The sequence below is a fragment of the Plantibacter sp. MCCC 1A11337 genome (genome assembly GCF_013349365.1).
Lineage (GTDB): Bacteria > Actinomycetota > Actinomycetes > Actinomycetales > Microbacteriaceae > Plantibacter > Plantibacter flavus_A.
Genome location: NZ_JABJWX010000003.1, coordinates 436064 through 461020 on the forward strand (window position 1 = coordinate 436064; position 24957 = coordinate 461020).

Sequence of the window (24957 nt, forward strand, 5' to 3'; positions counted from 1 at the left end):
CGACCAGCGCACGCGCCGCCCTAGCTCAGTCGGCAGAGCATCTCACTCGTAATGAGAAGGTCAAGGGTTCGATTCCCTTGGGCGGCTCCACCAGCATCACCCGGCCGTTGCTCTGGAAATCCCAGGTCAGCGGCTTTTTTCTCGCCTCGATCCATCCACGATCGCCTCGCAGTTCTGGCGGGCAGGTGTGGTTTTGGGCCCGATTGACAGCAACGCTGACAGCAACGGCTGACAGCAACGCCCACGGACGCCGACGAACCGCGGCGCACGACAGTGGTCAGTCGAGGCTCGGGCCTCGGTCGGTGAGCGCGGAGTTCATCGCCGCAGAAGCGCTCTTCAGCGTCGCCGGCGCAACATGCGAGTAGATGTCGGAGGTGATCGCCATGTTCGAGTGTCCAAGGATCTCCATGACGACTCGCATCTGCACGCCCTGCGAGAGGAGCAGGGATGCGCAGGTGTGGCGCATGTCGTGAAAGCGGATGCGGCGGACGCCCGCGGCCGCGATGTCCTTGTCGAAGGTTCGGCGCAGGTTGCTGGGCTCGATCGGTGTGCCGATCTTCGTCGTGAAGACCAGCCCCGTGTCGTCCCACGCTGGTCCTGCGGCTCGGCGGTCGCCGTCTTGGATCGCGTGCCGACGTTTCAGTGCATCGGCGGCGCGTTCGGGCAGGGGGAGTGTTCGTCGGGAGCGCTTGGTCTTGGTGGGGCCGATGCTCATGCCCTGGCCGACGCCGGCGCGATGTGCCGTCTGACGAACCCGGAGCTCTGTTCGTTCGGCGTTGATGTCAATCCAGCGCAGGCCCAAGAGCTCGCCTCGCCTCATACCGAGGGTGAGCGCCAGGGTATAGATCTCGGCGAACTGCGACTCACGACTGGACTCGAGGAAGGTCGAGGCATCCTCGGCAGTCCAGGGCTCGACCTCGGTGTCATCGAGTTTCGGTGCTCGGACGAGCGAGGCGACGTTCCGAGCAATGTGTTGTTCTCTGGCTGCTTCGGCGAGGATACTTCTCAACACTGCGTGGGCGAGTCGCACGGTGTGCGCTGATACGCCGGTGCGGGCGATGGCGGTGTGCATCTCGCGCACGTGCGCTGGCGTGATCTGCTCGAGCTTCTTCGTCCCGAGGATAGGCAGTATGTGCTTCCCAAGGATCCATCCGTAGTTGGCGCGTGTCGTCGGGCGGAGCGCGGTCGGAGCGACGTGCTGCATCCAGTGCGCCGCGTACGTCTGCATCGTCCAGCCCGACACTGCCGTCGGCACACCGCTGTCTGTCTGCGTGATGAGGTCACGGACCTTGGCCGCGACCTCTGCTTTGGTGCGACCGTAGACCTGTCGGCGCTTCTGTGATCCGTCCGGCGCCAACACATAGGTGGCACCTGTCCATCTCCCATCGGTGCGCTTGTAGATCGACCCCTCGCCGTTTGCCCGCTGGCTCACGCCTGGTCTTCACCTGCGAGGTGCTGGGCAAAGCGGTGCAGCGCTGCGACGGGGATGCGTCTGGCGCGTCCGATCTTGACGCTGGAAAGGTGACCCAACCTCATGAGGTCGTAGACGGTGGATCGTCCCACTCCGAGCGATTCCGCTGCTTCTTCGGCGGTGAGCAAGAGCTTGTCGATTGGCATCATGATCCGATCAGTCATTGGGCTGCCGAGTGGATGCCCTTTGGCTGCTCTTGCTGCCTAGCGAACGAAGCGGCGGACTTCAGCGGATTGCGTCAGCTAGTGAGCGTTTAGAAGCCACTTCCACTTCGAAGACGATTTCTTCGGGGAAGCTGCCTAAACCGAGTCGACTGCTCGACCGAATGCCGTTCCGTCCGGCCCCTCGCACGGCTGCGCGCCAGCGGTTCCGGCAGGTTGCCGGAACCTCATGCACCGACGGCATCGCCGGCAGCAGTTCCGATTCCTGGCCGGGCGGATCACAAAGCGGACTGGGCCCGCAGCCTCCGTCCGCGCCGATCCGAGCGCTGACTGCAGCGCGAGTGCCGCAAAGTCAGGACACTGACCCGCCGAGGTGCGTTCTCAGTCCGAACGGGTCAGTATGCCCTGGGAGCGCCGCGGCGGTCGTCTCAGATGGTCACCGAGGCTCACATCGACCCCCTTTCGGCGATGCCGGTCCATGACCACATGCGATACCGAGGCATCCAACCTTGCTCGTGATCGGGGAGCCGATGGTCAGGACCCGAGAACGACCTTGACGAGCGCCACCGCGGCACCGACCATGGCGAGCAGGATCCCGGCAGCGAAGGTGCGGAACGACGGGCGCTCCTGCCGGATCCGAGCGACGACCGGGCCGATCAGCGCAAGCCGGACGATCAGGTAAGCCAGGGCGGTGACCTCCGCCACGAAGCCGGAGACGTTGCTCACCCAGGCCAGGCCCAACACCGCCGCCGGGAAGAAGGCCGACGTCAGCACCGGGAGGGAGTCGCGCAGCTCTGCACGGATGATCGCAGGCGTCAACCGCTCGTCGCTCCTGGCGCGTCGCCCGATCGATTCGGCGAACGTGTGCGCCAGGAAGGTGGTGAACGCCGTAGCGAGCACGTACCAGAAGCTGCCGCCGTTCTCGGCGTTCACCGCCGTGAGGGGTGCGATCGTGGCGAGGATCACGATGTTGCCGTAGACGTAGGCCGTGATCCGGCTGGAGGCGTCCTCCCGAGACAGCCTCGGCCCCGAGGGCACCTGAGATTCGGTCATGCCACCCACCGGAACGGGGTGATCCCGGCGGTTCGTGATCGCAGGCTGCAGCGTCGCATGGGACTCCTCAGGATGGTCGGATGTGCTGCGCATGGGTGAGTCGTCTGGAGCGGAAGGGCCCGCGTTGTTCCAGGCCTAGTAGTACTCGCCTTGGCGATAGTCCCAGCTGGTGAAGGTGTCGGCCAGAAGCATCATGATGCGGTCGACGGCGAGTCCTTTGCGAATGAGCGTCGGGCAGGGAGCGATCGATCGCTGGCCGTTCTGTTCGGGTACAAGGGCGCCCGACGGGTCGACCATGGACACCATGACGCCTTGCTCATAGCGAGTGTCCACGCTCGTGTCCGGTTGGATCGAGGCGACGTAGTCGTCGGCTTCGATGATCACGTCGGCAGCTTCCGTGATGCGATCACCGATTCCTTCGACGAGCCCGCGGTTCCCTTGGCCAGACGGGTTCGCGGAGCTGGCGAATGCGATCTTGCCGTGGTCTTCGTAGAGTTGGCGGGCCACGTTCTCGGCGGGAACACCGAACTTGATGACGAAGCAGGACGTGCCGCGGGCGTCCATCATGAGCTGGTGGGACCCATCGGACGGAATGGCCTTCTTCCCGACGTCGCTCCACGGGAGAATGCAGCCGAGCAGCACGTCCTCGTTCCAGCACCGCTCGTAGAGGGAGTCGATCTCCGGGGTGAGCTGGGCGAGTTCGCGAAGCATGTCGAGTGAGCTCACCAGGACGACGCCCGGCTTGTTCCGGTGGCGCTCCTTGGCGTCGAACTTGCGGTCGAGCCCTCGACGATCGCTCGTCATGATGATGTACCCGACTTTCGTTGGGACGACCGCGATTCCGCCTGCTCCCGACAGAAGCTCGACCGCTTCGGTTGGGGTGCCGCCGGCCCAGTGGATTGGCGTGGTGCTCATGAGGCTCCGTTCGATATGCAATGGATCGTCGGATGGCCAGGAGCGGATGCTCCTGATCTCATACGGCTTGCTTAGACGATCGTCTGAGCTAGACGATCGTATGGCTGAGTCGATCCCAACAATCTGAGAGCGAGGGTGATGCCGGGGGATCTCCAGGTCCTTCATGGCACAGCCCCAGGTTCGCCGGGAGTGCTGTGACGGATAGGAGACCCACGACACCCTGATGGACCCCGAGTGCTTCGAGGGTCCATCCATCTCGGCTGACGCATTCGGATGAACGAGAGATCCGGCCGGTGTCCCGAGCGCCGTTTTGTAGAGGTTCAAGAGACCCTGGCCCGTCGAGCGAGCGCAGGCTCCAGTCGACCCCGCGCACGGTCGTTCCGGGTGACTCGCTCCCAACCGTCGCGCAACGGGTTTCATTCAGCTGTCGACGAAGCCTCACATCACTGGGTCGGAGCGGTGACCAGCGGCGGTTGTCCAGACGTCCGATGGTTCAGGATCATCGAGTGGCAGGCCAACCTCGTTGGTGAGTGCCGTGGTCAGTAGCTGAGGTCGGGGAGGAGGAGTCCTCCGACGATCGCGATGAAGCCGAGGCCGATGAAGGCGAGCGAGACGAGCGTCGCGCCGATCACGCGGAGCAGCGTCGATATCCGACGGTGACGTTGGCCCTCGGCCGATCCGGCGCCGCGCGCCGCCCGGATCGCCCGCCAAGCGCTCGGAACACACCCGAGCACCGCGAAGACCGTCAGGATCTGTGCGATCCGGATGACGAGGGCCGACGGCGCAGGTCCGTCGGAGATGAGCGCCTGCGCGACGACGGCCCAGAAGGGTGCCGCGGCGATCAGGGCCAGGATCGATCCCCGCGTCCACCAGGTGAGCACGCGCCCACGTCGATCGGAGGATGTGGGCTGATCGCGGCCCGCGCGACGTAGGGCTCCGAGCGGCCACGCGATCAGGGCGAGGACGAGGACGATCAGCGCCAGGGCGGCGACGGTCGGGACCAGCGCACGCGCGGTCGGCATGGGCTGCATCGTGAACGCCGGATCGAACCCGACGGCCGTGACGACGTCCCCGTCCGTCGCAGCGGCGACCCGGCGCTGACCGCCGATCTCCTGCCAGACCCACGGCTCGACCTCGGTGAAGCGGAGCGGTGTCCCGGCGCTGTCGGTGATCGCGGAGATCGTGACCACCCCGTCCTGCTCGGCGGTGACCTCCACGCTCGAGAGGATGTAGAACAGGCGCACGAACGTCGACTCGCCACGTCGCGACAGCTGATACGTACCGGCCAGTGCTGCGCCGTGGTCCGCCGCCGTCTCGACCGCAGGAGGGGCAGGCCGATCCTCGGGGAAGTACCGATCGGCGAACCCGGTTGTGATCGCATCGCGGATCGCCGTCGTGGAGTCACCGTTGGTGCCGGTGCTGTTGAGGGAGATGAAGATCCCGGCGTCGTCGTCGGGGTAGATCTCGAGCTGAGCGTGGAAGGCGGTCAGGTCGCCGGCGTGGCTGAGGACGCGGTGTCCGTTGCGGTCCCTCTCGAAGAAACCGAGGGTCATCTGCGGACCGTTCACCAGGTTCCCCAACTGTTCCTCGCCGAGCGCCGGGGCATGCATCTCGTCGAGCGTCTCAGGGGCGAGGAGGGTGCGCCCGTCGGCGGCGGGGTGACCGAGCTGCGCGTTCATGAAGTTCGCCAGATCTCCAGCGGTTCCGCTGACGGCACCCGCCGGCGACGGACTGACCACTTCGAAGGGCACCTCCGGTGATCCGGCGAACCGGTACCCGGCCGACATGTCCTGCTGCCGTTCGGGTGAGAGTGGCTGTTCGAACGTCGCGCCGTCCATGTCGGCTGCCTCGAGGATGTGCTCGGTGGCGTACTCCTCGAACGGTCGTCCGGTGACGCGTTCGACCACGTAGGCGGCGAGTCCGTTGGAGTAGTTGGAGTAAGACGGCGTGGTGCCCGGCTCGAACAGCTGCACGGGAGGATCGACGGACACCGTGTCGCGGAGAGGCTTCGGCTGAGCGGGCGCCGAGGCGATGAGGCCGCCCAGCTGATCCTCGAAGCCGGCCGTGTGCGTCAGGAGGTGACGGAGGGTGACGGGGGTGTCGAACGTCACCGGCAGGGTGAAGTCGAGGTAGGACTGGACGGGTTCGTCCAGATCGACGGCACCCGCTTCGACCTGCTGCATGACCGCGGTCGCCGTGAGCAGCTTTGACACGGAGCCGATCCGGAACAGCGTCCGGTCGACGTCAACCGTCATGGGCTGGGCGGTCCCGGTGGCAGCCTTCGCCACGCCGTAGCCGCGCTCAGCCACGATCTCGCCGCCGCTCACCACCGACACGACGGCGCCGGCGATCCCCTCACGTTCGAGCGCGGCGGGCAGCAGCCCGTCGAGCCAGGCGGTCGTGTCCTGCGAGGTCAAGGCGGCCGTCTCGCTCTGAGGCGTCACCTCCGCGGGTTCTACCGCCAGTACCGATCCGGCGGCCGGTGCGGCACCGCAGGCGATCGCCCCCGCTACCGCGAAGGCGAGCATTCGCCATCCCCGGGATCGAGGAGCCGTCAGGGCAGAGCGGCCGGATCCGCGATGGGTGTCGTTCACAGAAGCCAGTCGACCATCATTCATCCCTCAGCACCAAAACGAGGGCGTCCGACGTCGCGGTAGGCAGGAGCAGGCCGGGTATCAATTGACGGTCCGGCGTCCGATGGATGACCAAGGCCCAGGCCCTGCCGCGGGGTGCGTGGCGTGACTGAGGGCGTCCCGGCAGTGTTCGTGTGTGAACGCGACGACCAGTCCTAAAGTCGCGGCCAGACGCGCGCACCGCAGGTTGGATTCTAAACTCCGACGGTTGAGAGAGACGTCGTCAACGCGGCTAGTCCGCGCTCTCGAGCCAGTGCGCACTCGCCGTCGAGACGTCGACCCGCTCACGCCGGCGCGGTTGCGCGCTGCCGACGCTCGTAGGCGCGCGCTGCGCGAACCCTGTCGCCGCACCGGGTCGAGCACCAATGGCGCCGAGCGTGCGTGCGGAGGAGGAACCGGTCGCATGGCGCTGCGGCGCATTGCGCCAACCGTGACACTTGCTGGTCGCTCAACATCGCCGCTGCATCCTCCGCGAGCTGGGCGATTGCGTGCTCAACCAGCAACGTCGTCGGGTGCTCCGCCACGCGGGAGAAGCCCGTGTTCGGCGCATACTTGAGGATCGGGACCGCTGGTGCTGCAATCAACCCCGAGTTCAGGTGTTGTAGCGCCACAGCTGGAGGAGCCTGCCCTTCCACCTGTGCTCGGAACAGGTCGCGGAGCGCCTCTCGGAATCCGGCCAGCTGGTTCTGGCAGTACGGGAGGAGCGTGGTGTCCGAGGGCACAAGACCATTTTCGATGAGCCAGGCGGTGGCTGTATCAGGACTCTCGAGCTCATCGACTCGGCGACCGCCGGGGAGCAGCACCCTGCTGTTAGCAAGAACGAGGCTGGGGTGCTCAGATTCGCCTGGGGCAGGCGGAAGGGTGATCCTCGTCATGTTCTCACGGTAGCAAAGAAGGGATGCCGTGAGAACGTGTTAGGCTCATCCTCACGTTATTCACGGCCTTTTGCCATGAGAAGTGAGATGAAATGATGACTGCTGCTAGCTCTTCTGGAACCGCACCGTTCGGCCTGTCCGTGTTGGACAACGCGCTGACCGGTATCGGTACCTCGGCCAGTGAGGCGTACCGTGAGGTGATCGCCCTGGCGCAGCTGGCTGATCGACGCGGTTTTCAGCGCTACTGGATGTCGGAGCATCACGCGATGCCTGGCGCCTCCACCTCCTCTCCCCAGATGATGCTGGCTCGGCTGACGGGCGAGACGCAACGCATCCGGCTCGGAGCCGGTGGAATCATGCTCCCCAATCACTCACCTCTCCTGATCGCGGAGCAGTTCGGCATGCTGAGCGCGCTCGCGCCCGGTCGTATCGATCTCGGCGTGGGGCGCGCTCCCGGTACCGATCAAGCAACGGCTGCCGCGCTGCGCCGACGGCACGATCACGACGACCGCTTTCCGGAGCAGATCGGGGAACTCGTCGGCTTCCTCGAGGATGATTTCCCGGAGGGGCACCCGTACCGGGCTGTGCATGCCGTGCCAGGGCCTTGGCAGGCTGAACAGAACCGGGTTCCGCACACCGAGGGGCTCCCTGAGCTCTGGACTTTGGGGTCCTCCACGTATTCCGCTCATCTGGCTGCCCGGCTCGGGCGCCCCTACGCGTTCGCCCTGCAGTTCGGTCGGGCTGATGTCACCAGCGCCCTGCGGATCTACCGTGACGCCTTCCGGCCCTCTCCGGCGCTAGCCGAACCACGCGTCATGGTCAGTGTCTCGGTTGCGGCTCACGATGATCCGGAAGAGGCGCGTCGACAGACGAGTTCGACGGCGATGGCAATGCTGCGGATGTTCCAGCGCAAGCCCTACGCTCTGCTCTCCCCGGACGAGGTCGCAGCGTATCCGGCCACACTCGATGAGCGTCAAGTGCTCGACATGTACATGGCGAACACCCTGCACGGAACCGGTTCCGAGGTCGGACTGGCGCTGGAACGCCTGCACGAGCAGACGTCCGCCGACGAGATCATGCTTGTTACTGGCGGCCACTCCCGTGAAATCCAGACCAGGACGGTGGAACTCGTCGCCGATCGCTTCGCCCTCCCGGTCGGCGCCTGAGGCGGCGTCATGGGTGGGCTACGGCATCCAGGTCGGCCGCCGAGCGGTGTGGAGGGCGTGCGCGTCCGGAGTGCTCTTACGTGCCAGGAGTGCTCGCGGCGCTCGAACTCGTGGCTCCGCGCGCTCGGCGTCTGACCTGGTGCCCCGGGGCCGGACGGGTCGCCCCGGGGCGACTACCGATGCGGTTCTATCGCGTCAGGACTTGGAGGATCGTCAGGCCTGCGACGACGAACAAGAGGACCGCGAACCCCGTCTGCAGTACTCGACCACTGATCAGGTGGGCGAATCGCGCCGTGACGAAGGATGCGGCGATCGCGGGTAGTCCGAAGGCCAGGGCGACCCCCCAGTCCGGGCGGGTGATCCCGACGTGTGCCACGATCCCCGCGACGGAGTTCAGGACGGCGATTGCGAGTGACGTTCCGATGGCCTTCTTGATGGGGAGACGCAGCGCGAGCACGAGGGCCGGCACCGTGATGAAGCCTCCTCCGACACCGAGCAGGCCGGTCAGGAATCCGACTAGTACTCCGACCGCGAAGCCACGGAGCATCCAGAGCGGCGGCCGCGAGTCGTCGACGGCTTCGGTGGGTCGGCGTCGGAGCATCTGGACGGCCGACGCGAACATGAGCGCCGCGAACACCACCAAGATCACCTGCTCGGGAAGCAGGGAACCGACCGCGGTTCCAATGAACGCCATCGGGATTCCCGCGATGGCCACGGCGCCGACCATGCGCCAGTCGACGGCAGTCCGGATACGTGGGATCAGGGCGGCGATCGGTCCGACCGCGCCCATCAGAAGTGATGTCGAGATAGCCGTCTCCAGGGGGATCCCGACGATGTAGACCAGCGCGGGGACGGCGATGATGCCGCCGCCGGCGCCGAGTATCCCGGTCAGACCTCCAACGAGGAGGCCAAAGGCGATCAAGCCGAAGATCATGCGGGGTCCTCTAAGTTATGGATCGAGTCGTGGAGGCAGGCCGAGCGCTCGGTCTGTTCTGAAGCCATGCGGCTCCCGTGTAGGCGAACGGTGTCCTAGCTGCCCGGGGTCCAGAGGCGTTTGAGCCCCTCGACGTGCACGCGGACGGTCTGCACGAGTGGCACCGACTGCGGGTCGAGCACCCATTGCTGTTGCACGCCGTCGAGCAAAGCAATGGTTCCCGCAGCGAGGGCGTCGATGGGCGCCGCTTCACTGATCTCGCCGTTCGCGACACCGTCACGGATGGCGTCGGTGAGCCAGGACCGCATGCTGCGATAGTGCCTGGTCACCCAATCGTGCGCGGGATGGCTCGGCGCTGTGCCCTCGGCGGCGACGAGGACGAACAGCCTCACCCACTCAGGTCGCGTGGCGTTCCGAGCGGTGAGCGCGACGAGCGAGTCGAACGCTGCCCAGCCCATGGGTGTGACACCCTCGCCGAAGAGGAAGTCGCTATCGTCCTGTTCTCGCTGGTCGAGGACCGCTGCCAGGAGTGCCGATTTGGAGGGGAAGTGGTGCAACAGGCCGGACTGGGAGATGCCCGCCCGTGCCGCGACGTTTGAAATGGTCGTCTTGTGGAATCCGACTTCCGAGATCTGAGCGGCCGCCGCCTGGAGCGCTGTGATCCGGGTCAGATCACCGTCGCGCTTGAGCTTGTCGGTCTGGGCTTCGATCAGGTAGTTCGCGGGAAACGACATGGATTCACACCTCTGCTGTGACGCTGGTTCTCGACATGTTCAGTGAACCGCCTGCTGCGGCGGGTCCGATTGGAAGACTAGCGCGAACGTCTCCGAGACCCCGGGCGACGATGAGCCGGCCGTCCACGAGCGGCGTCCATGCCTGGTGCGACGGTTGCCACCGGCGCTGGAAGCGCACGTCGCACTCGACCGACACGGATGCACTCTCGCCGGGGACCAGCTCGACCGAGGACCAACCGATAAGGCGTGTGGGGAGCTCGGCCGAAGCGGGTTCGAGGTACACCTGGACGGTCTCGCGGCCGACGTGTTCGCCGACATTCGTGACAGAGACCGACACCTCCTGGACTCCGGCCGGGCCGGCGCTCGACACCTCGATCGAGCCATAGGCCCATTCGGTATATCCCAGGCCGGCTCCGAACCAGAAAGCCGGTTCGTCATCCGTCCTCAACCACCCGCGGTACCCGACGAACGCACCTTCCCGGTATTCGAGACGGCCGTTCTGCGGTGTGGTGCTCCAGGCAGGACCCTGGCCGTTCGCCGCCGGGTACGTCGTCACGAGTCGGCCTTCCGGCGGGACCAGGCCCGAGATCGCGGCCGCGACAGCGTCGCCCGCCTCCTGTCCGGGAAGCCCGGCGACGAGGACGGCGTCGACGTCATCGATCCATGGCATGAGCACCGGAGTCGCAGCGTTGACGACGACGATCGTTCGGTGGGCCGCTGCAGCCACCGCGGTCACCAGCGCATCCTGGTGGCCGGGGAGCGCCAAGGTGCGCTTGTCCTGTCCCTCTGTCTCTTCGTCCGGGGTCAGGCCGACGACGACGATCGCCACATCGGCGCGCTGAGCGCCGGCCGCGGCCGCGGCGATCGCTTGGGCAGCCGGACGAGCGGCATCGCTCAGGACGAGCCCGAGGATCCTCGCCATGCCTGCTCGCTGCACGGTGGCGGTGACGATCGAGCCGGTCTCCAACTGGACGGCCGACGAGTGACTGCGGGGTCGGAAGAAGCCGCCTCCCGGGCCCGGGTGGAACGGGATCTCGAACTCCTCCCGGTGGCCTGGCGCGTGGACCTCCCAGACGCCTGGTCCTCGCACCCCGATCTGGTAGTCGCCGGACGGCACGTTCAGTCTTGCGCTGAGCTCGATGGCCGCAGCGTGCTCGAGCCACCCGGTCTTGTTGTCCTCGACCTCTGCGACGTCGACCACTCGGTCGTGGAGCACGGCCCCGGCATCGTCGAAGACACGGATCCGCATGCCCTGGGCTCCGGTGACAGGATCGCTGATCAACCTCCCGTCAATGGCAGGGAGCGTAGCGCGCGTCTCCACGCCGTCGAGGACGGTTACCCGCTGCGACCCGAACATGGTTCGGAGTCCGGCCTCAATGGACACGACGTGCGGAGGACGCACCTGAGCGGACCCGCCGCCTTGAGCGACCGTGTCATGGGCGTGACGGCCAGTCACGAACAGCGTCTCCGCAGCGTCACTCGACAGAGGGAGGATGTGATCGTCGTTCTTCAGGACCACCATTCCCGACGCTGCGATCCGACGGAGCTGTTCCCGCCGCTCGGGCGAGTCCGGGGAGGGGAGGTGTGCGGGCCAGCTGCGCTGCTCGCCGAGCGCGCCCACCCGGTCACCGAGACGGAGGATGCGCACGACATGGTCGTCTACGACGGATTCGGGAACGTTGCCGCCGCGCACCTCGGTGACCAGGGAATCCGCCCAGGGTGTGCTCGGCCCCGGCATCACGAGGTCGAGGCCCGCGGTCACGCTCTCTGCGGTCCGCGAGGTCGCGTACCAGTCGGACATGACCACACCGTCGTAGCCCCACTCGTCCTTCAGAATGTCGGCCAGCAGCTCCTGCTGCTCCGTGGAGGGCACGCCGTTCACCCGGTTGTAGGCGGCCATGAGTGTCCATGGCTGGGCATCCTGAACGGCGATCTCGAAGGGAGCGAGGTACACCTCGCGGAGGGTTGCCTCGTCGATGAGGGAGTCGACGGTCGTGCGTTCCGTCTCCGATTCATTGGCGAGGAAATGCTTCACGCTCGCCCCGACACCGTGGCGCTGCAGGCCGCGGATGTAGGCCGACGCGAGGTGGCCGGTCAGGAGAGGGTCCTCACTGAACGCCTCGAAGAGGCGTCCGCCGAGGGGGGAGCGGTGCAAGTTGATCGTCGGGCCGAGGACGACGTGAATCCGCTGCAGCAGCGCTTCCTCGGCGAGGATGCCGCCGACCTCCTCCAGGACTTCCCGATTCCAGCTCTGCGCGATCGAGCTGGCGTTGGGGAGCAGGCACGCCTGCCTGCCCCCGACGACGATCTCGCCACGAACTCCCGTCGGGCCGTCCGACAGGACGATCGCTTCGAGCCCGAGGCGCTCGTCCGCGGCGAGGATGAACATCCCGGCTCCGGAAAGGAGGCGCACCTTCTCGTCAAGGGTCATCGTTGCGACCATCGAGCGGAGGTCCTCAACTGTTCGTGACATGTTGTGAGCTCTTTCGATCTACTTGACGGTTTTGACGGGCAGGATCATCACGGCCCCGAGGATGGCGATGACGGCGGCGGCGACGAGCATCAGGTCGAAGTTCTGCCCGGCGCCAAGACCGATCAGGATCGCCGACGCGCCAGGGGCGAGCACCTGCGGCCCCGCCATCGCGATGTTGAACACGCCGAGGTCTTTCGCGGCGTCGTTCGCGCTCGGCAGCACGTCGAGCACGAGAGCCAGGTCCACGGCCACGTAGATGCCGAAACCGATGCCGAGGACGACCTCGGCAAGGAAGAACCCTTGGTTGCTCTCGACATGCGTGAGCATGTACGTCCCGACGGCGAAGATCAGCGCGGAACCCACGATGAACGGCTTGCGACGGCCGATCTTGTCTGACAACCAGCCGGCGATCTGGCCGGCCACGATGAGCGAGATCGTGTAGCAGAGCACGCCGGTGGCCATCACCTCGGCAGCCTTGGCGGGTGTCAGGCCGAATTCGTTCTGGATCCAGAGCAGGCGGAAGGTGATGAACATGAAGTTCGCGAGGACGAGCAGGAATCGCGAGCCCCACGCGAGTGCGAAGTCGGGGTGTTCGAGCGGGTTGACCCAGAACGTCTTGAGGACCGTGAGGAACCCGCCCTCGCTGCGCGGCCGCTTCGGCAGCTGCTGATCGGGCAGCACCAAGGCGTACACGGCCACAAGGATGAAGCCGATCACGCCGGGCACCAGGAACAGCAGAAGGAGCTGGGTCCCCAGGAACTGGGCGGCGTAGGCGGCGCCGAGCGCTGCCGCCTGCTGCGCGATGCCGATCATGCCGCTGACCTTGCCGCGCTGGCGAGAAGGGAGTTGATCGGCGAGTGTGGCGGTGTGTGCGCTGACCGCTGCATTGGCGAGCATCTGGCCGAGCACCCATCCGAGTGCGACCACTCCGGCGTTCGGCGCGAGCGCGATGATCGCGAGAGCGACGATGAGACCCGCCGCGCCGATCAGCATCCACGGGCGGCGTCGACCGAACCGGCTGGTCGTACGGTCGCTCAGTCGGCCGAAGATGGGATCGAACAGGAGGGCGGACAGCGCCCCGAGTGACGTGACGAGGCCGAGGGTGCCGACGATGGCATCCGGGTCGACCAGGGTCTGGAGCTTGAGGACGAGGCCCGCGGTCAGCGGCGTCGACAACGCGACCATCAGTCCTAGGCGTGCTCCGACCATCGCCGCGATCACGCGCGGCGCCGCCTTCTCGGTCGGTGGCGCGATCAGTGGAACGCGCTCCTGTGCTGGGGTGACGGCATCAGCCGCCGTGAGCGGCAAACCGCCCGGGTTGGACATGGACATGAAACCTCCTCATTGAAGTTCCCTCCGCGGGGCGGATGGATGACTCTATCGAACGAAATATGGACCGACCGAGCGCTCGGTCTGTACTTGAAATGAGACTAAGCCTGCGCCGATTGCGCGTCAAGAGTGGAAACGAGATCGAGATCAGATGAGTCGAGTTCAGCGACGGCCTACGGCAGCCGGACAGGCTCGCCGATCCTCATTGGTAGGCGATGTGTATCGGTCCGGCTGAGCACTTCGGCGGCTTGGGGTCGCGGTGGGTGAACGGTCACCGGTTGCGCGACGTTCGGGTCCGGCCGACTATCCTGCCGCCGCCTGCCGCGCGTCGAACCGGGCACGGTACCGGGACGGTGTGCTGCCGAAGGTCGCTGCGAAGTTCTGCCGGAAGGTGACCGGTGTGAACCCGCATGACGCGGCGATGCGATCGATGGGGAGATCGGTCATCTCGAGGAGCCGGCGGGCCTCGTCCAGGCGTCGCGCGCGGATCCAGGCGGCGGGCGTCGCGCCGGTCGCCATCCGAAAGAGTCGCACGAATGATCGACGACTCATCCGAGCAGCCGCAGCGAGACGATCGACAGACAGATCATCGTCGAGGTGGTCGAGAGCCCATGCGGACGCCCGGGCGATGGGGTCCTCGCCGGTGTCACTCGGGATCGGCCGCTCGATGTACTGGGCCTGCCCACCTTCGCGGTGCGGGGCGACGACCAGGCTGCGTGCGACGCGGTTGGCAGCCTCCGCGCCGAGTCTGGTTCGCACGATGTGGAGACAAGCATCGATACCCGAGGCCGTTCCGGCCGAGGTCAGGACATCGCCGTGATCCACGTAGAGCTTGTCGGCGTCAACTGAGATGTCGGGGTGGCGGGCTCGGAGGCTCTCCACGGCGTGCCAATGGGTAGCAGCGCTGCGACCGGTGAGGAGGCCCATATCGGAGACAGCGATGGCTCCGAGGCAGAGACCCACGACCATCGCACCGCTTCGGTGTGCGCCGACGACGGAGTCGTGCAGGCTCGGCGGAACGGCTCGGGCATCGTCCGTCCAGGACGGAATGACGACGATGTCGGCGGCGTCGACAGCGCCCAGCCCCTGAGCCCCCTCGATCGTGTAGCCCTCAGCCGTGCGAATCGGGCCAAGGGAATCGCCGAACAGGACTGGCCGCCAGTCTCCGAGTCCCAGTCGTCGTACCTCGTCGAAGACCATCTGCGGCACCGAGAGGTGGAACAGCGAGATGCCGTCGAAAGCGTAGACAGCAATGTTCACGAGCGCTCCGATCTTGGCCTGATCTCATCAGTATTGCGTATCTGGGCCACTTGTCGATCATGCGACGACAGCGAAGGCTAGGCAGGTCACCAGAACGGCGACATCTGACCGTAAGGAATAAACCATGAGTACCGCACGACGCGCGCTGATCCTCGTTGACGTACAGCAGGAGTACTTCTCCGGTCCACTGGAGATCCAGTTCCCGCCTCACGCCGAGTCTCTCCCTCGGATCACCGCGGCGATCGACGCTGCCGTCGCGGCCGGCGTCCCAGTCGCGGTCGTCCAGCACACGGCGGGCGAGGGTGCCCCGGTCTTCAACCCCGCCACCACCGGGTTTGACGTGCACCCAGAGATCGCGCGCCGCCAGCGGCCCGAATGGAAGTCGATCACCAAGCAGTACGGGTCTGTTTTCGCGGGAACGGATCTGCTCGACTGGCTCCAGGAGCACGATGTGAATACCGTCACACTCGTCGGCTACATGACGAACAACTGCATCCTTGCGTCGGCGGCCCAGTCCGAGACACTCGGCCTTGAGGCCGAAGTCCTCTCCGACGCGACCGGGGCCATCAACATCACCAACGACGCCGGATCTGCGGACGCTCGGACCTTGCACGGCACGCTCATGGCATTGCTCAACTCGAACTTCGCGGCGGTCTCGACCACGGAAGTCTGGACCGAGGCCTTGGCAGCGGGTGAGAGCCTTCCGAAGGACAACCTCCCGAGTTCGGCGACGCGCGGCGCGAATAGCTGAGACTCTCTGGGGCGGCACCAAGCCGCCTCGAGTCAGAGCGCCGAAGTCGCCTCCTCGGGCCCTAGCTCGTCGAAGGCGTCCCTGGCTTCCAAGTCCTCGTCGATCTGTCGCTCCGCCCAGAGTCTCAGTGCTGTCAGCGGATGGCGCAGCGAGCCTCTTGAGGTCGTCGCCCGTGGAGTGGCCCACCCCGAGGGATGCTGCAGCCTCTTCGGCAGTGAGCATGAGCTTCTCAACAGGCATGGGCGGTCCGGTCCAGAATCGACGGGGGCGCTGGCGCTGACCAGCGTTGATCCTTGTCGCAAGCTGAGGTGTTCGGCGCCAACTCTCGAAACCCAGGTGTCGGGTGGCTCGTGCTCACCGTTCCTGCCATCGGGCTGGCGCGGTATCTCAACGGGCCAGGACGGCAGAGTTTGGACGTGCGAAGCGCGCATCGACCGCATTGACAGCCTTTCATCATATGTATAATCTTTGTCGAAAGCTCGATCCGTGCGACGGCGTTGTCGCCATGGGAGGGCAGATCCTCGCGGGGATCGCACGAACAAAGGACCAACAATGAAGCTGGGACCTCTAGCCGCGCTATCGGCCACAGTCCTCGTCGCGCTTGCCGTCGTCGCCGGACCCGCTCCGTCCGCCAGCGCTGCATCCACGACGATCTATACGTCGCCTACTGGAACTGGCACGGCGTGTTCTGCCGCTGCACCGTGTTCGATCACGGACGCTCAGGTCGCGGCCAGATCGGCGCTGGCATCATCTTCCGAAGACGTCACCGTGCTGCTGGGGGGCGGCACATATCGTGTCTCCGCGCCGCTGAACTTCGGCGCATCGGACGGCGGTTCACCGGGTCGCCACGTGATCTGGCAGAACCAGACGAGCAGCACACCCATCATCACCGGCGCGACGCCTGTGAGCGGTTGGACGAAGTTCGATGGTGCGAACAACATCTACGTCGCCGATACACCGGTCGGGCTTGATACACGACAGCTGTACGTCGACGGCGTGCGTGCTCCGCGTGCCTCGATCCCGATCAGCAAGACCGACGTCACCCTCACGGCCACGGGACTCACGATCAACAACGCGGCCCTCAACTATTTGAGTTCCCTTCCGCAGCAGGATCGCATCGAGCTGAACGGTACCGGAGCATGGACCGATCGTTACAGCCGAGTCGCCTCGATCTCCGGTACATCGGTGGTTATGGCTCAGCCGGGGTGGGACAACAACACCTGGGGCTGGGACACGCTCCAGAACGGTTTCCACGGACCGACCCTCACACTGAACAACTCGCTCAACTTTGTGCGGACCGCAGGCCAGTGGTACATCGACCCAGTGGCAGGAAAGCTCTACTACAAGCCGGCTGACGGAGTCGACCCGGGATCACTCGCCGTAGAGCTCCCGCGGCTGCAGTCTCTCGTGCACATCGGTGGCACCTATGACGCACCTGTGTCGAACCTGACCTTCCAGGGCATCCAGTTCTCGGGAACATCGTGGCTCGGCCCGTCCAGCGCTGACGGCTACACGAACCAGCAGAACGGCACCTTCTCCAAGGGCGCTTACGACTACCGACCGGCCGATGCGTTCACCACCTGCAATCGGGGTTGTGCTGCTTTCGAGCGATCTCGCAACACCTGGTTCCAGGAGCCCGCAGCAGTGCAAGTTTCGGCGGCGAGCCAGGTCGCGTTCGTGAAGAACACGTTCACGGCTCTTGGTCAGACGGGCCTCGGAATCGGCATGGACGCCAACGCCCACGCGACCGGCGTCGGCCTCGGCACCTCCAACATCACAGTGTCGGCCAACACTTTTACCCAGCTCGCCGGAAGTGGCGTCGTTGTCGGAGGCATTCGTGAAGACGCCCACCACCCGTCGGATCCGAGGATGATCGTTCGCGACATTCTGATCCAGAACAACACCGTCACGAAGATCGGCCAGGACTATAAGGACAACTCAGGGATTCTCACCACCTACGTGACCAATGCCCGCATCGTGCAGAACGAGGTCGCGGACGTGCCCTACGACGGGATCGACACTGGTTGGGGCTGGGGAGTGAACGACCCAGGAGGATCGCCGGACTACCGCAACCGCGGCTACTACGCGTTCAACCCGCAGTACTCGACCAAGACGACCCTGGCCAACAACGTCGTGGCATACAACCTGGTGCACGGGACTAAGAAGGGCTTCAGCGACGGGGGCTCGATCTACAACCTCTCCGCGAGTCCGGGCACGGTCTACCGCAACAACTACATCTATGACCTGCAGTCAACAATCGGCCTGTATCTCGACGAGGGCTCGCGCTACATGTCGGCGCGGTACAACGTCATCCAGGACGCCGGCCAGTGGATCTTCGCCAACACCAATGGCAATCAAGGACCGAACGAAACGAAAGACAACAACGCCGATAACAACTATCACAACAGGGGTGATGTCTGGGGCCTCTTCAACTCCACCACGAACAACACGGTGACCAACGACCAGGCTGTTTCCGGGCCGTGGCCGACGACCGCTCGGGTCATCATGTGCGAAGCGGGCGTCGCACCCGGTCTGCGGACACCCGCGAACGCCAACTACTCGGCTACCAGCTACCCCTCCTGCGGCGCCGGAGGGTCGCATGTAGCCGCCCCCTACCAAACGACTGGCACCTCGGCGACGTCGTCCTACTTCGCGCAGGAGGGCGGCGATCAGTTCTCGATCTCCGCGGCGGGTGCTGATGTGTGGCGCGGTGGGACGCAGACCGATGATGCCTTCGGCGCTGTCTATCAGGACGGGGTCGTCCGATCGGGCACCACGCTGTCGGCTCGGGTCGATGCGCAGAACGACACGAACCCCTGGGCGAAGACCGGGCTCATGATCCGCAACGACATGACAAAGGCCGGCTCCTCGCCCGGTTACGCGATCCTCGCGGTCACCCCAGCCAACGGTGTCGTACTGGAATGGGATTCGAACGCAGACGGCTACCTGGACAAGGAGTCCAAGGTTGCTGTGGAGACACAGCGTCCGATTTCGCTCCGTCTGGTGCGGTCAGGTACTCAGGTCACAGCCTTCTACTCCATCGACGGGAGCTCGTACCGCCAGATCGGTTCCGCGGTCACGTTGACGGGTATCGCGGGAGCGGCAGACGGCGGCATCTTCAGCACATCCCACGATGCGACACGGGCTTCCACCAACTTCATCAGCGACCTGCAGGTCAGTACCGGTGTTGCCGCTCCATTGTCTTCGTTCATGACCGGCGGAGGTGAAGCCGCACAGAACGGAACCCAGCTCCTGCTGGGCGCGAACGGAAACGATGTGTTCAAGGGAGGCGCCCAGTTCGACGACGGCTACGGCGCGGTCTACGTTCCTGGCGGGCTGACGACCGGGAAGTCTGTGACGACCAAGGTAGTCTCACAAGCCGACAGCAGCGCGTGGGCCAAGTCGGGCCTCATGGTGAAGAATTCGATCTCCAGTCCTGGGTATTCTCCCGGCTACGCGGTCCTGGCGGTCACCCCGTCGAACGGCGTCGTCCTCGAGTGGGACTCAGACGGAGACGGATACATCGACTCCGAGTCCAAAGTCGCTTTGACGACCAGCCGACCCCTCTGGCTGAAGCTGACTCGGTCGGGAAACCAGGTCACCGGCTACTACTCGACGGATGGATCCAACTTCGCGGCTGTGGGCGGTGCCGTCACGCTGCCTGGGCTGGCGACCGCGCCGGATGCGGGGGTCTTCTCGACCTCCCACGATCCTTCGCGCTTCGGGGTGAATGAGTTCACCGTTCCGACGGTCCAGTAGGGCCTTGCACGCAGCCTTGGGTGCGGTCTTGCGGACCGCACCCAGGGCTGCGTTGTGCCGCCGTCGGCACGGAATCGACCCAATCGCATGGTTTCACGCGATGCCTTGCACCTGAGGTAGTTCCGGGCTGCCCATTGGGATCCTCCCGGTAGGGAGTCTGGACGTGTGCTCGCCGCTCAAGCCGTCTGTCACCGCCGTGCGGGGAATGGCGCAAGGCGAGGCCGTCCGAGTGCGATCGGACGACCCCGCCGTCAGCACACCGGTGGTCAGCTAGCCAGACGGAATCGCTGGCACTGATTCCCGAGATCTGTCCACTGGCCGATGCGAGCGCCATTGTCCAGCCGGCAGTTCCCGAGGTCGAGGGCTTTCCCGCTGTGGAGCGCGACGAAGCGAACCGCGCCGTCCGATGCAGGATCCACCCTCCAGGAGCTCCCCGGCGATCCACAAGTGGTTTGGGCGACATCCGCTCCGTCGGACGTGCTTCCTCCTGCGACTGCGAGGCAGAGTTCGGGTGCTGAAGCGGCATGGATCTGCACACCGCCACCCGGCGCCGCAGTGAACGACCAGCGCTGACATGGGCTCGCCTGCCAGTCGAACTGCTGCAGAACCGCACCGACCGCCGTCGAGCAGTTCGGGAGATCGACCGACTTGCCGCTCGCCGTCGAGGTCACCGCGACGTCTCCGACGGGTCGGAGCGTCCAGTCCTGGCAGGCGTTTCCGAGCGCCGCCCACTGACGGACTGCCGATCCGGGCGCCGTGCTGCAGTTCGCGGCGTCGAGGACGCGACCGTTGGCGCGGTTCGTGATGACCGAATAGCCTCCGTTGGAGGGCGAGGCGCTCCATTGCTGGCAGGCATTGGCGAGCCATGACCACTGTCGGGCGGCGGTGCCGTTGGCGGTTCCGCAGTTGGCAGAGTCGAGTGACTTTCCGGAGGAGGCATTCACCAGTCGGAAGAAGCCGTCGCCGGTCGAATCCCATGTCCACCGCGTGGATGCTTCTCCGGTGCACGGACCCTGTTGGAGGAGTGCCCCATCAGCGGGACTCCCGCCGGTGATGACTGCGCAGAGTCCACTGTTGCGATTCACGAGCTCCATCGACGCACCTCTGACGGCCTGCGTGCGGCCACTGCGCTCACCGCTCGGGACAGCCACATCGGTGGTTGTGGACACGGGCTGTCCGAACGCCGGTACTCCGGAGGCAGCGAACGACACGGGCTGGGCGCGACTCGTGCGACCGGTGCCGCAGCCGTCGTTCGGCCCCGCGTTCCCGTGGTACATGTTCCACACCTCGGTCCCGTCGGGAGAGGTGAAGAAGTCGTTGTGGCCTGGCCCGAACACGCCATTCGCCTTCGAGAAGACCGGTCCACTCTTGGTCCAGGACGCGGCGACCAGAGGATCTCCGCCGCCGTAGGTCAGCATGCCCAACTTGTAGTCCTCTGTCCCGCAGAAGCTCGCGGAGTAGACCACGTAGGTCTGCCCGTTCCGTTGGAGAGCCACCGGACCCTCGTTGACGGGCGAGCCGACGCGCTCCCAATCCTCGGTCGGCTGCGACAAGATCGCCGGCGCCGTCGACAGGGTCCAAGGATTCGACATGCGTGCGATGTAGTTGTTCTGCGAGCCAGGCTTGACCTCCGACCACATCATGTACAGCTGCCCGCCCAGCTCCAGGTACGAACCGTCGATGTTGAACTCGTCGGTGGGGACCGGCCGGCCTCGGTAGGTGTACGGCCCCATCGGGTCGTCGCCAGCGCTCTCCAACACGTGGAGGTGCTGCTGGGCGAACGTGTTCGTCGCCCCGATCGTGTACATGATGTACCAGCGCCAACCGTTCGGGCCCTGCAGCCGCATGAGTTCCGGCGCCCACATGGTCCCGTTCCGTCCCGGCACGGTGTCCGAGTAGACCGTCGCAGGCACGGCCGTTGCAAGCGCTGCGAGCGTAGGAGCCTTGCGGATGGTGACGCGGTTGACGTAGGTCGTGGTGGCCATGTAGTAGTTGCCGTCGGCGTATTCGATCGTGGGATCCGCGCCACTCACCAGCGGGTTCCTGAACGTCGGCTCTCCGACGGCCTCGGCCGGAGAGGACGAGACGGCGAGTGGTCCGACCAGCGACGCCACGAGAGCGACGATCATGCACAGGATGCTGTAGACGCGACGCCGCGCACGCGTCGAAGACCGTGTTCGATCGGACCGGACGTCGGCTCCGCGGTCCGCATGACTTCCATCCACGGGGCTCGTCCTGCGCTTGATTCTGTGTATCGCCATATGGGGCTCTCCTCGTCATTGAGAAAATGTGAGCGTTAACAACGCGCAGTTGGAGAGTGCCCGAGTGTGGGTTCGCACGTCAAGAGCTCCGTCCACATTGCCTACCGTCGCGTGCAGTCATCACTCACCGGACTCGAGGGCCAACCCGGATTCGCGCGTGTTTGTCGTTCCGACTCGGTCTCAGCCTTCGGCACGACCCGGCCACGATGACGAGCGACTGCGACCGCATTCCCGCAGCGCGCCGAGCAGTAGGCTCTCCGGCCGTTTCTGCTGGTGTCCACAAAAACCAGACCGCAGCCGTCACGGCCGCAGCGACCGAGGCGTTCGCCTCCCGCTTCGACCAGGAACATGGCGAGGCCGCCGGCGGTGACGGCTCTGACACGCGCGACGACATCCAGCTCGTCCGAGACGAAGTGCAGGTGCGGGCGCAACTCGCTGTGGGTGGTGACGTAGACACGGGAGACCGCCGCATCGAGAACATCATTGATTGCCGTGCATCGTGTGTCGGCCTCGCCGCTGTCGAACACTCGTCGCAGGCGACCCGTCCAGTCCCGAAGGGACGTCGAACCTGATTCGGTGACCTCGCGACGACGTATCTCATGCGTGGTGAGCACGTCGAGGAGGGCTGATCGCGACCAGTGTCGATGGGCCAAGTTCACGAGGTCCGCGGCGAGGAAGGCGCCGGTCATATTGTCATGGTTGAACTGCACTGACCCATTGCACCACAGTCGGTTCTCATGACTGGTGTGGCAACGGCGATCGTCCCGATACTCCTGCTCTTGGGAGGTGGGGCGGCCATCCGACGTTGGTTCGTCAGCGACCCGAGCTTCTGGCGCGGCCTCGAGTGGATGAGTTACCGGGTCTTCACCCCTGCCCTCTTCGTCACCTCTGTGGCGTCGACGGACCTCGGATCGGTCCCCCTCGGACCGCTTGCTGTGAGCGTCGCTGCGCCCATCCTCGTCGCAACAGGAGTGATCGTCGTTCTCCGGCGGCCGCTGCGCGCGGGCGGTCCACAGCTGACGTCACTCGTGCAAGGCTCGATCCGGATCAATACCTATATCGGGCTCGTCTTCGCCTCGTCGCTCCACGCGGCAGAGGGGACGGCGACCTTTGCTCTGGCCAGCGCGGTCGTCGTGCCCCTCGTCAACGTGATCTCCGTCAGTGCGCTGTCCAGGTTCGGTGACCGCTTAGGAGACAGCCGCAAACCGCCACTGTGGAAAGAGATGCTCGTGAACCCACTCATCCAGGGCGTCGCCCTCGGCCTCATCGTCAATCTCTCCGGGGTATCACTGCCTGGCCCGGTCTCCTCGACGATCATGCTTCTCGCAGCTCCGGCCCTCGTCTGCGGCACGCTCATCTCCGGTGCGGCGCTTCGCTGGTCATTTTCCCGACGAGACATCCTCGATATCGGCATCACGGCCACCGTGAAGCTCATCGCGCTCCCGCTCGGCGCAGTCGCCATCGCCTTCACCTTCGGGATCACCGGACCGACCCTGACGAGCATCCTGCTCATCACGGCCGTCCCTACGGCACCGTCGGCCTATGTACTCGCGTCCCGCATGGGCGGAGACGCGCGGCTTATGGCGTCCATCACCGGTGTCCAGACGGTCCTCGCTTGTGTGACCATCCCCCTGCTCCTCTCGCTCCTGAACGTCAGTTCGTGAGTGGCCGAGTGGTGGCGTGCCACAGGGCGACGAGCGGCAGGGACAACAGAATGAGGAGAGGGAAAGCCAACACGGAACTGGCCCAACCGGCGAGACCGAACACCGAGACGGTAGCAAGTCCTGACGCTGGCCTCGAAACGAACTGGATGAATGCATCGGCCCAAGCCGACCTACGCGGTTGCTTTCCGGCCATCGTCCGTGGTGCCGCCATGAGACCGATGGCCGTCAGGACGACCGTGACGGCGAGGCCGGCACCCCCACTCAGGAGCATCCAGGACTGGCCGCTCACGGCGAAGATCTGGAACGCCGCGACGGTGAGCGCGAACGCAGCGACTCCCGGACCGCTCAACAGCCAGGCAGACAGGGCTGCGCGGGGGAGTAGCGCCAACGTCGCAGACAGCCGGACTGCCCGACCGTCGTAGGACGCGGTGAATACGGCGAGTTGCAGTCCGAGAATGGGAACCACGATGAGCAGTGCAATGAAGGTGAACAGAACAGAGTAGCGCGCAAGAGACCACGCAGCGGCGGCGGCGGTGCCGAGGAGCAGTTGGACAGGGAGGTCCGTCCAGATCGCCGCCGCCGCTCTCGTGAGGGGGTTGCGGGGCACCGAAGCGAGGGCGTTGTACGTCATCCGCGCACCCCCACCGCCGCCACGCTTTCCACAAACGTCCGTTGCAGCAGAAGGAAGAGCACGAGCATCGGCAGGACCACCAGGGTGATTCCGGCGAAGACGACTGTCGGTTGTGCCGAGCCCAGCCCCGAGGAGAGGGACACCAGGCCAATCGGGAGCGTCATGTTCTCAGGCGTGTTCAAGAAGACCAGTGGTCCGAAGTAACTGTTCCACGACGCTTCGAAGCCGAGGATGGCGAGCGCAGAGAGCGCCGGCGTGGCCAACGGCAGCATGATCTGGAACAGGATACGCACGTGTCCGGCACCATCGATCCGAGCGGCTTCGTCCAGGTCGCGGGGAATGGAATTGAAGTACTGACGGAGGAAGAAGATCGCGAACACGTTGATGAGGGCAGGGAGCCAGAGGGCAGCCAGTGAGTCGATGAGGCCGATGTTGCGCATCAGAATGAACACGGGAATGAGCGTGAGCTGGCCGGGGATCATCAGAGCCGAGAGGAGGACGACGAAGACCGCTTCCTTGCCACGGAATTGCAGGCGTGAGAACGCATACGCTGCTAGAGACGCGATGATCAGCGATCCGCCGACGCTGATGACCGCGACGATGAGGCTGTTCAGCGCCATGCGTCCGAGAGGAACGACGGTGAAGACCGCCACGAAGTTGTCCAGGGTGAACGGGATCGGTATCCAGTTGGGCGGCAGCTGGAAGGCTGCTTCAGGAGCGGTCAGGCTTGACGACACAAGCCAGACGAGAGGGGCTGCCATGAGCACGATGATGAGGCAGAGACCCAGGTTGAGCAGTCCCCGTAATGCGCGTTGACCGGGTGTTCGCCGACGTGTCCGAGAGGGTCGGGTCGCACGGGCGTCGGCGCCCTGCGGGACACCGGTCTG

19 protein-coding genes and 1 tRNA gene are annotated in these 24957 nt (G+C 65.4%); 5 read left to right on the forward strand and 15 right to left on the reverse strand.

What is annotated here, in order from left to right; all coding sequences use genetic code 11:
* The first annotated feature begins 14 nt into the window (after positions 1 to 14).
* A tRNA-Thr gene (locus HOW07_RS13750) sits at positions 15 to 90 on the forward strand.
* A 187-nt stretch (positions 91 to 277) separates the two neighbouring features.
* Here the strand turns inward: HOW07_RS13750 and xerC are convergent.
* The 6 genes from xerC to HOW07_RS13780 form a co-directional block, all read right to left on the reverse strand.
* Entirely contained in the window at positions 278 to 1432 is a 1155-nt protein-coding gene (xerC, locus tag HOW07_RS13755; protein WP_175117478.1) for a site-specific integrase, read from the reverse strand.
* Positions 1429 to 1635, reverse strand: coding sequence for a helix-turn-helix domain-containing protein (locus HOW07_RS13760; protein WP_197977590.1), 207 nt, complete (start codon positions 1633 to 1635; stop codon positions 1429 to 1431). The genes xerC and HOW07_RS13760 overlap by 4 nt, the downstream gene beginning before the upstream one ends.
* Positions 1636 to 2166: 531 nt before the next feature.
* Positions 2167 to 2685: a hypothetical protein gene (locus tag HOW07_RS13765; protein WP_175117479.1), complete on the reverse strand. Its 519-nt coding sequence runs from the start codon at positions 2683 to 2685 to the stop codon at positions 2167 to 2169.
* Positions 2686 to 2820: 135 nt separating this feature from the next.
* Entirely contained in the window at positions 2821 to 3765 is a 945-nt protein-coding gene (locus HOW07_RS13770; RefSeq protein WP_254628350.1) for a Sua5/YciO/YrdC/YwlC family protein, read from the reverse strand.
* Positions 3766 to 4139: 374 nt separating this feature from the next.
* On the reverse strand, positions 4140 to 6017 hold the full coding sequence (locus tag HOW07_RS13775; protein WP_175117480.1) for a serine hydrolase: 1878 nt from the start codon (positions 6015 to 6017) through the stop codon (positions 4140 to 4142).
* A gap of 500 nt (positions 6018 to 6517) precedes the next feature.
* Positions 6518 to 7108 carry an ABATE domain-containing protein gene (locus HOW07_RS13780; protein ID WP_175117481.1) on the reverse strand — a complete coding sequence of 197 codons (591 nt, stop codon included), beginning with the start codon at positions 7106 to 7108 and terminating at the stop codon, positions 6518 to 6520.
* A gap of 92 nt (positions 7109 to 7200) precedes the next feature.
* Between HOW07_RS13780 and HOW07_RS13785 the strand changes: the two genes are divergently transcribed.
* The gene (locus HOW07_RS13785; RefSeq protein WP_244631810.1) at positions 7201 to 8274 is read left to right on the forward strand and encodes an LLM class flavin-dependent oxidoreductase; all 1074 of its coding nucleotides are present in this window, start codon (positions 7201 to 7203) and stop codon (positions 8272 to 8274) included.
* A 187-nt stretch (positions 8275 to 8461) separates the two neighbouring features.
* Here HOW07_RS13785 and HOW07_RS13790 read toward each other — a convergent pair whose 3' ends face one another.
* From HOW07_RS13790 to HOW07_RS13810, 5 genes are all read right to left on the reverse strand, one after another.
* Positions 8462 to 9208 carry a sulfite exporter TauE/SafE family protein gene (locus tag HOW07_RS13790; protein ID WP_175117482.1) on the reverse strand — a complete coding sequence of 249 codons (747 nt, stop codon included), beginning with the start codon at positions 9206 to 9208 and terminating at the stop codon, positions 8462 to 8464.
* A 95-nt stretch (positions 9209 to 9303) separates the two neighbouring features.
* A complete protein-coding gene (locus tag HOW07_RS13795; protein ID WP_137243683.1) occupies positions 9304 to 9942 on the reverse strand; it encodes a TetR/AcrR family transcriptional regulator in 639 nt (212 codons plus the stop codon).
* A gap of 4 nt (positions 9943 to 9946) precedes the next feature.
* Positions 9947 to 12373, reverse strand: coding sequence for a glycoside hydrolase family 3 C-terminal domain-containing protein (locus HOW07_RS13800; protein ID WP_254628351.1), 2427 nt, complete (start codon positions 12371 to 12373; stop codon positions 9947 to 9949).
* 60 nt (positions 12374 to 12433) lie between these two features.
* A complete protein-coding gene (locus HOW07_RS13805) occupies positions 12434 to 13747 on the reverse strand; it encodes an MFS transporter (protein WP_254628352.1) in 1314 nt (437 codons plus the stop codon).
* Between the two features lie 300 nt (positions 13748 to 14047).
* Entirely contained in the window at positions 14048 to 15004 is a 957-nt protein-coding gene (locus HOW07_RS13810; protein ID WP_175117483.1) for a helix-turn-helix domain-containing protein, read from the reverse strand.
* A 124-nt stretch (positions 15005 to 15128) separates the two neighbouring features.
* Here HOW07_RS13810 and HOW07_RS13815 point away from each other — a divergent pair, with 124 nt between their 5' ends.
* Together HOW07_RS13815 and HOW07_RS13820 are read left to right on the forward strand one after the other, a co-directional pair.
* Positions 15129 to 15755 carry an isochorismatase family protein gene (locus HOW07_RS13815; protein WP_175117484.1) on the forward strand — a complete coding sequence of 209 codons (627 nt, stop codon included), beginning with the start codon at positions 15129 to 15131 and terminating at the stop codon, positions 15753 to 15755.
* A 552-nt stretch (positions 15756 to 16307) separates the two neighbouring features.
* On the forward strand, positions 16308 to 19514 hold the full coding sequence (locus HOW07_RS13820) for a right-handed parallel beta-helix repeat-containing protein (protein ID WP_175117485.1): 3207 nt from the start codon (positions 16308 to 16310) through the stop codon (positions 19512 to 19514).
* A gap of 266 nt (positions 19515 to 19780) precedes the next feature.
* Here HOW07_RS13820 and HOW07_RS13825 read toward each other — a convergent pair whose 3' ends face one another.
* Together HOW07_RS13825 and HOW07_RS13830 are read right to left on the reverse strand one after the other, a co-directional pair.
* Entirely contained in the window at positions 19781 to 21643 is a 1863-nt protein-coding gene (locus tag HOW07_RS13825) for an RICIN domain-containing protein (protein ID WP_137243679.1), read from the reverse strand.
* Between the two features lie 233 nt (positions 21644 to 21876).
* Positions 21877 to 22485: a CGNR zinc finger domain-containing protein gene (locus HOW07_RS13830; RefSeq protein ID WP_175117486.1), complete on the reverse strand. Its 609-nt coding sequence runs from the start codon at positions 22483 to 22485 to the stop codon at positions 21877 to 21879.
* 27 nt (positions 22486 to 22512) lie between these two features.
* Between HOW07_RS13830 and HOW07_RS13835 the strand changes: the two genes are divergently transcribed.
* The gene (locus HOW07_RS13835; protein WP_175117487.1) at positions 22513 to 23439 is read left to right on the forward strand and encodes an AEC family transporter; all 927 of its coding nucleotides are present in this window, start codon (positions 22513 to 22515) and stop codon (positions 23437 to 23439) included.
* Here HOW07_RS13835 and HOW07_RS13840 read toward each other — a convergent pair.
* Complete coding sequence (locus tag HOW07_RS13840; protein WP_175117488.1) at positions 23429 to 24070, reverse strand: hypothetical protein; 642 nt, start codon at positions 24068 to 24070, stop codon at positions 23429 to 23431. The two genes, HOW07_RS13835 and HOW07_RS13840, sit on opposite strands and share 11 nt — an antisense overlap.
* Complete coding sequence (locus tag HOW07_RS13845; RefSeq protein ID WP_197977588.1) at positions 24067 to 24831, reverse strand: carbohydrate ABC transporter permease; 765 nt, start codon at positions 24829 to 24831, stop codon at positions 24067 to 24069. The genes HOW07_RS13840 and HOW07_RS13845 overlap by 4 nt, the downstream gene beginning before the upstream one ends.
* Positions 24832 to 24957: the final 126 nt, after the last annotated feature.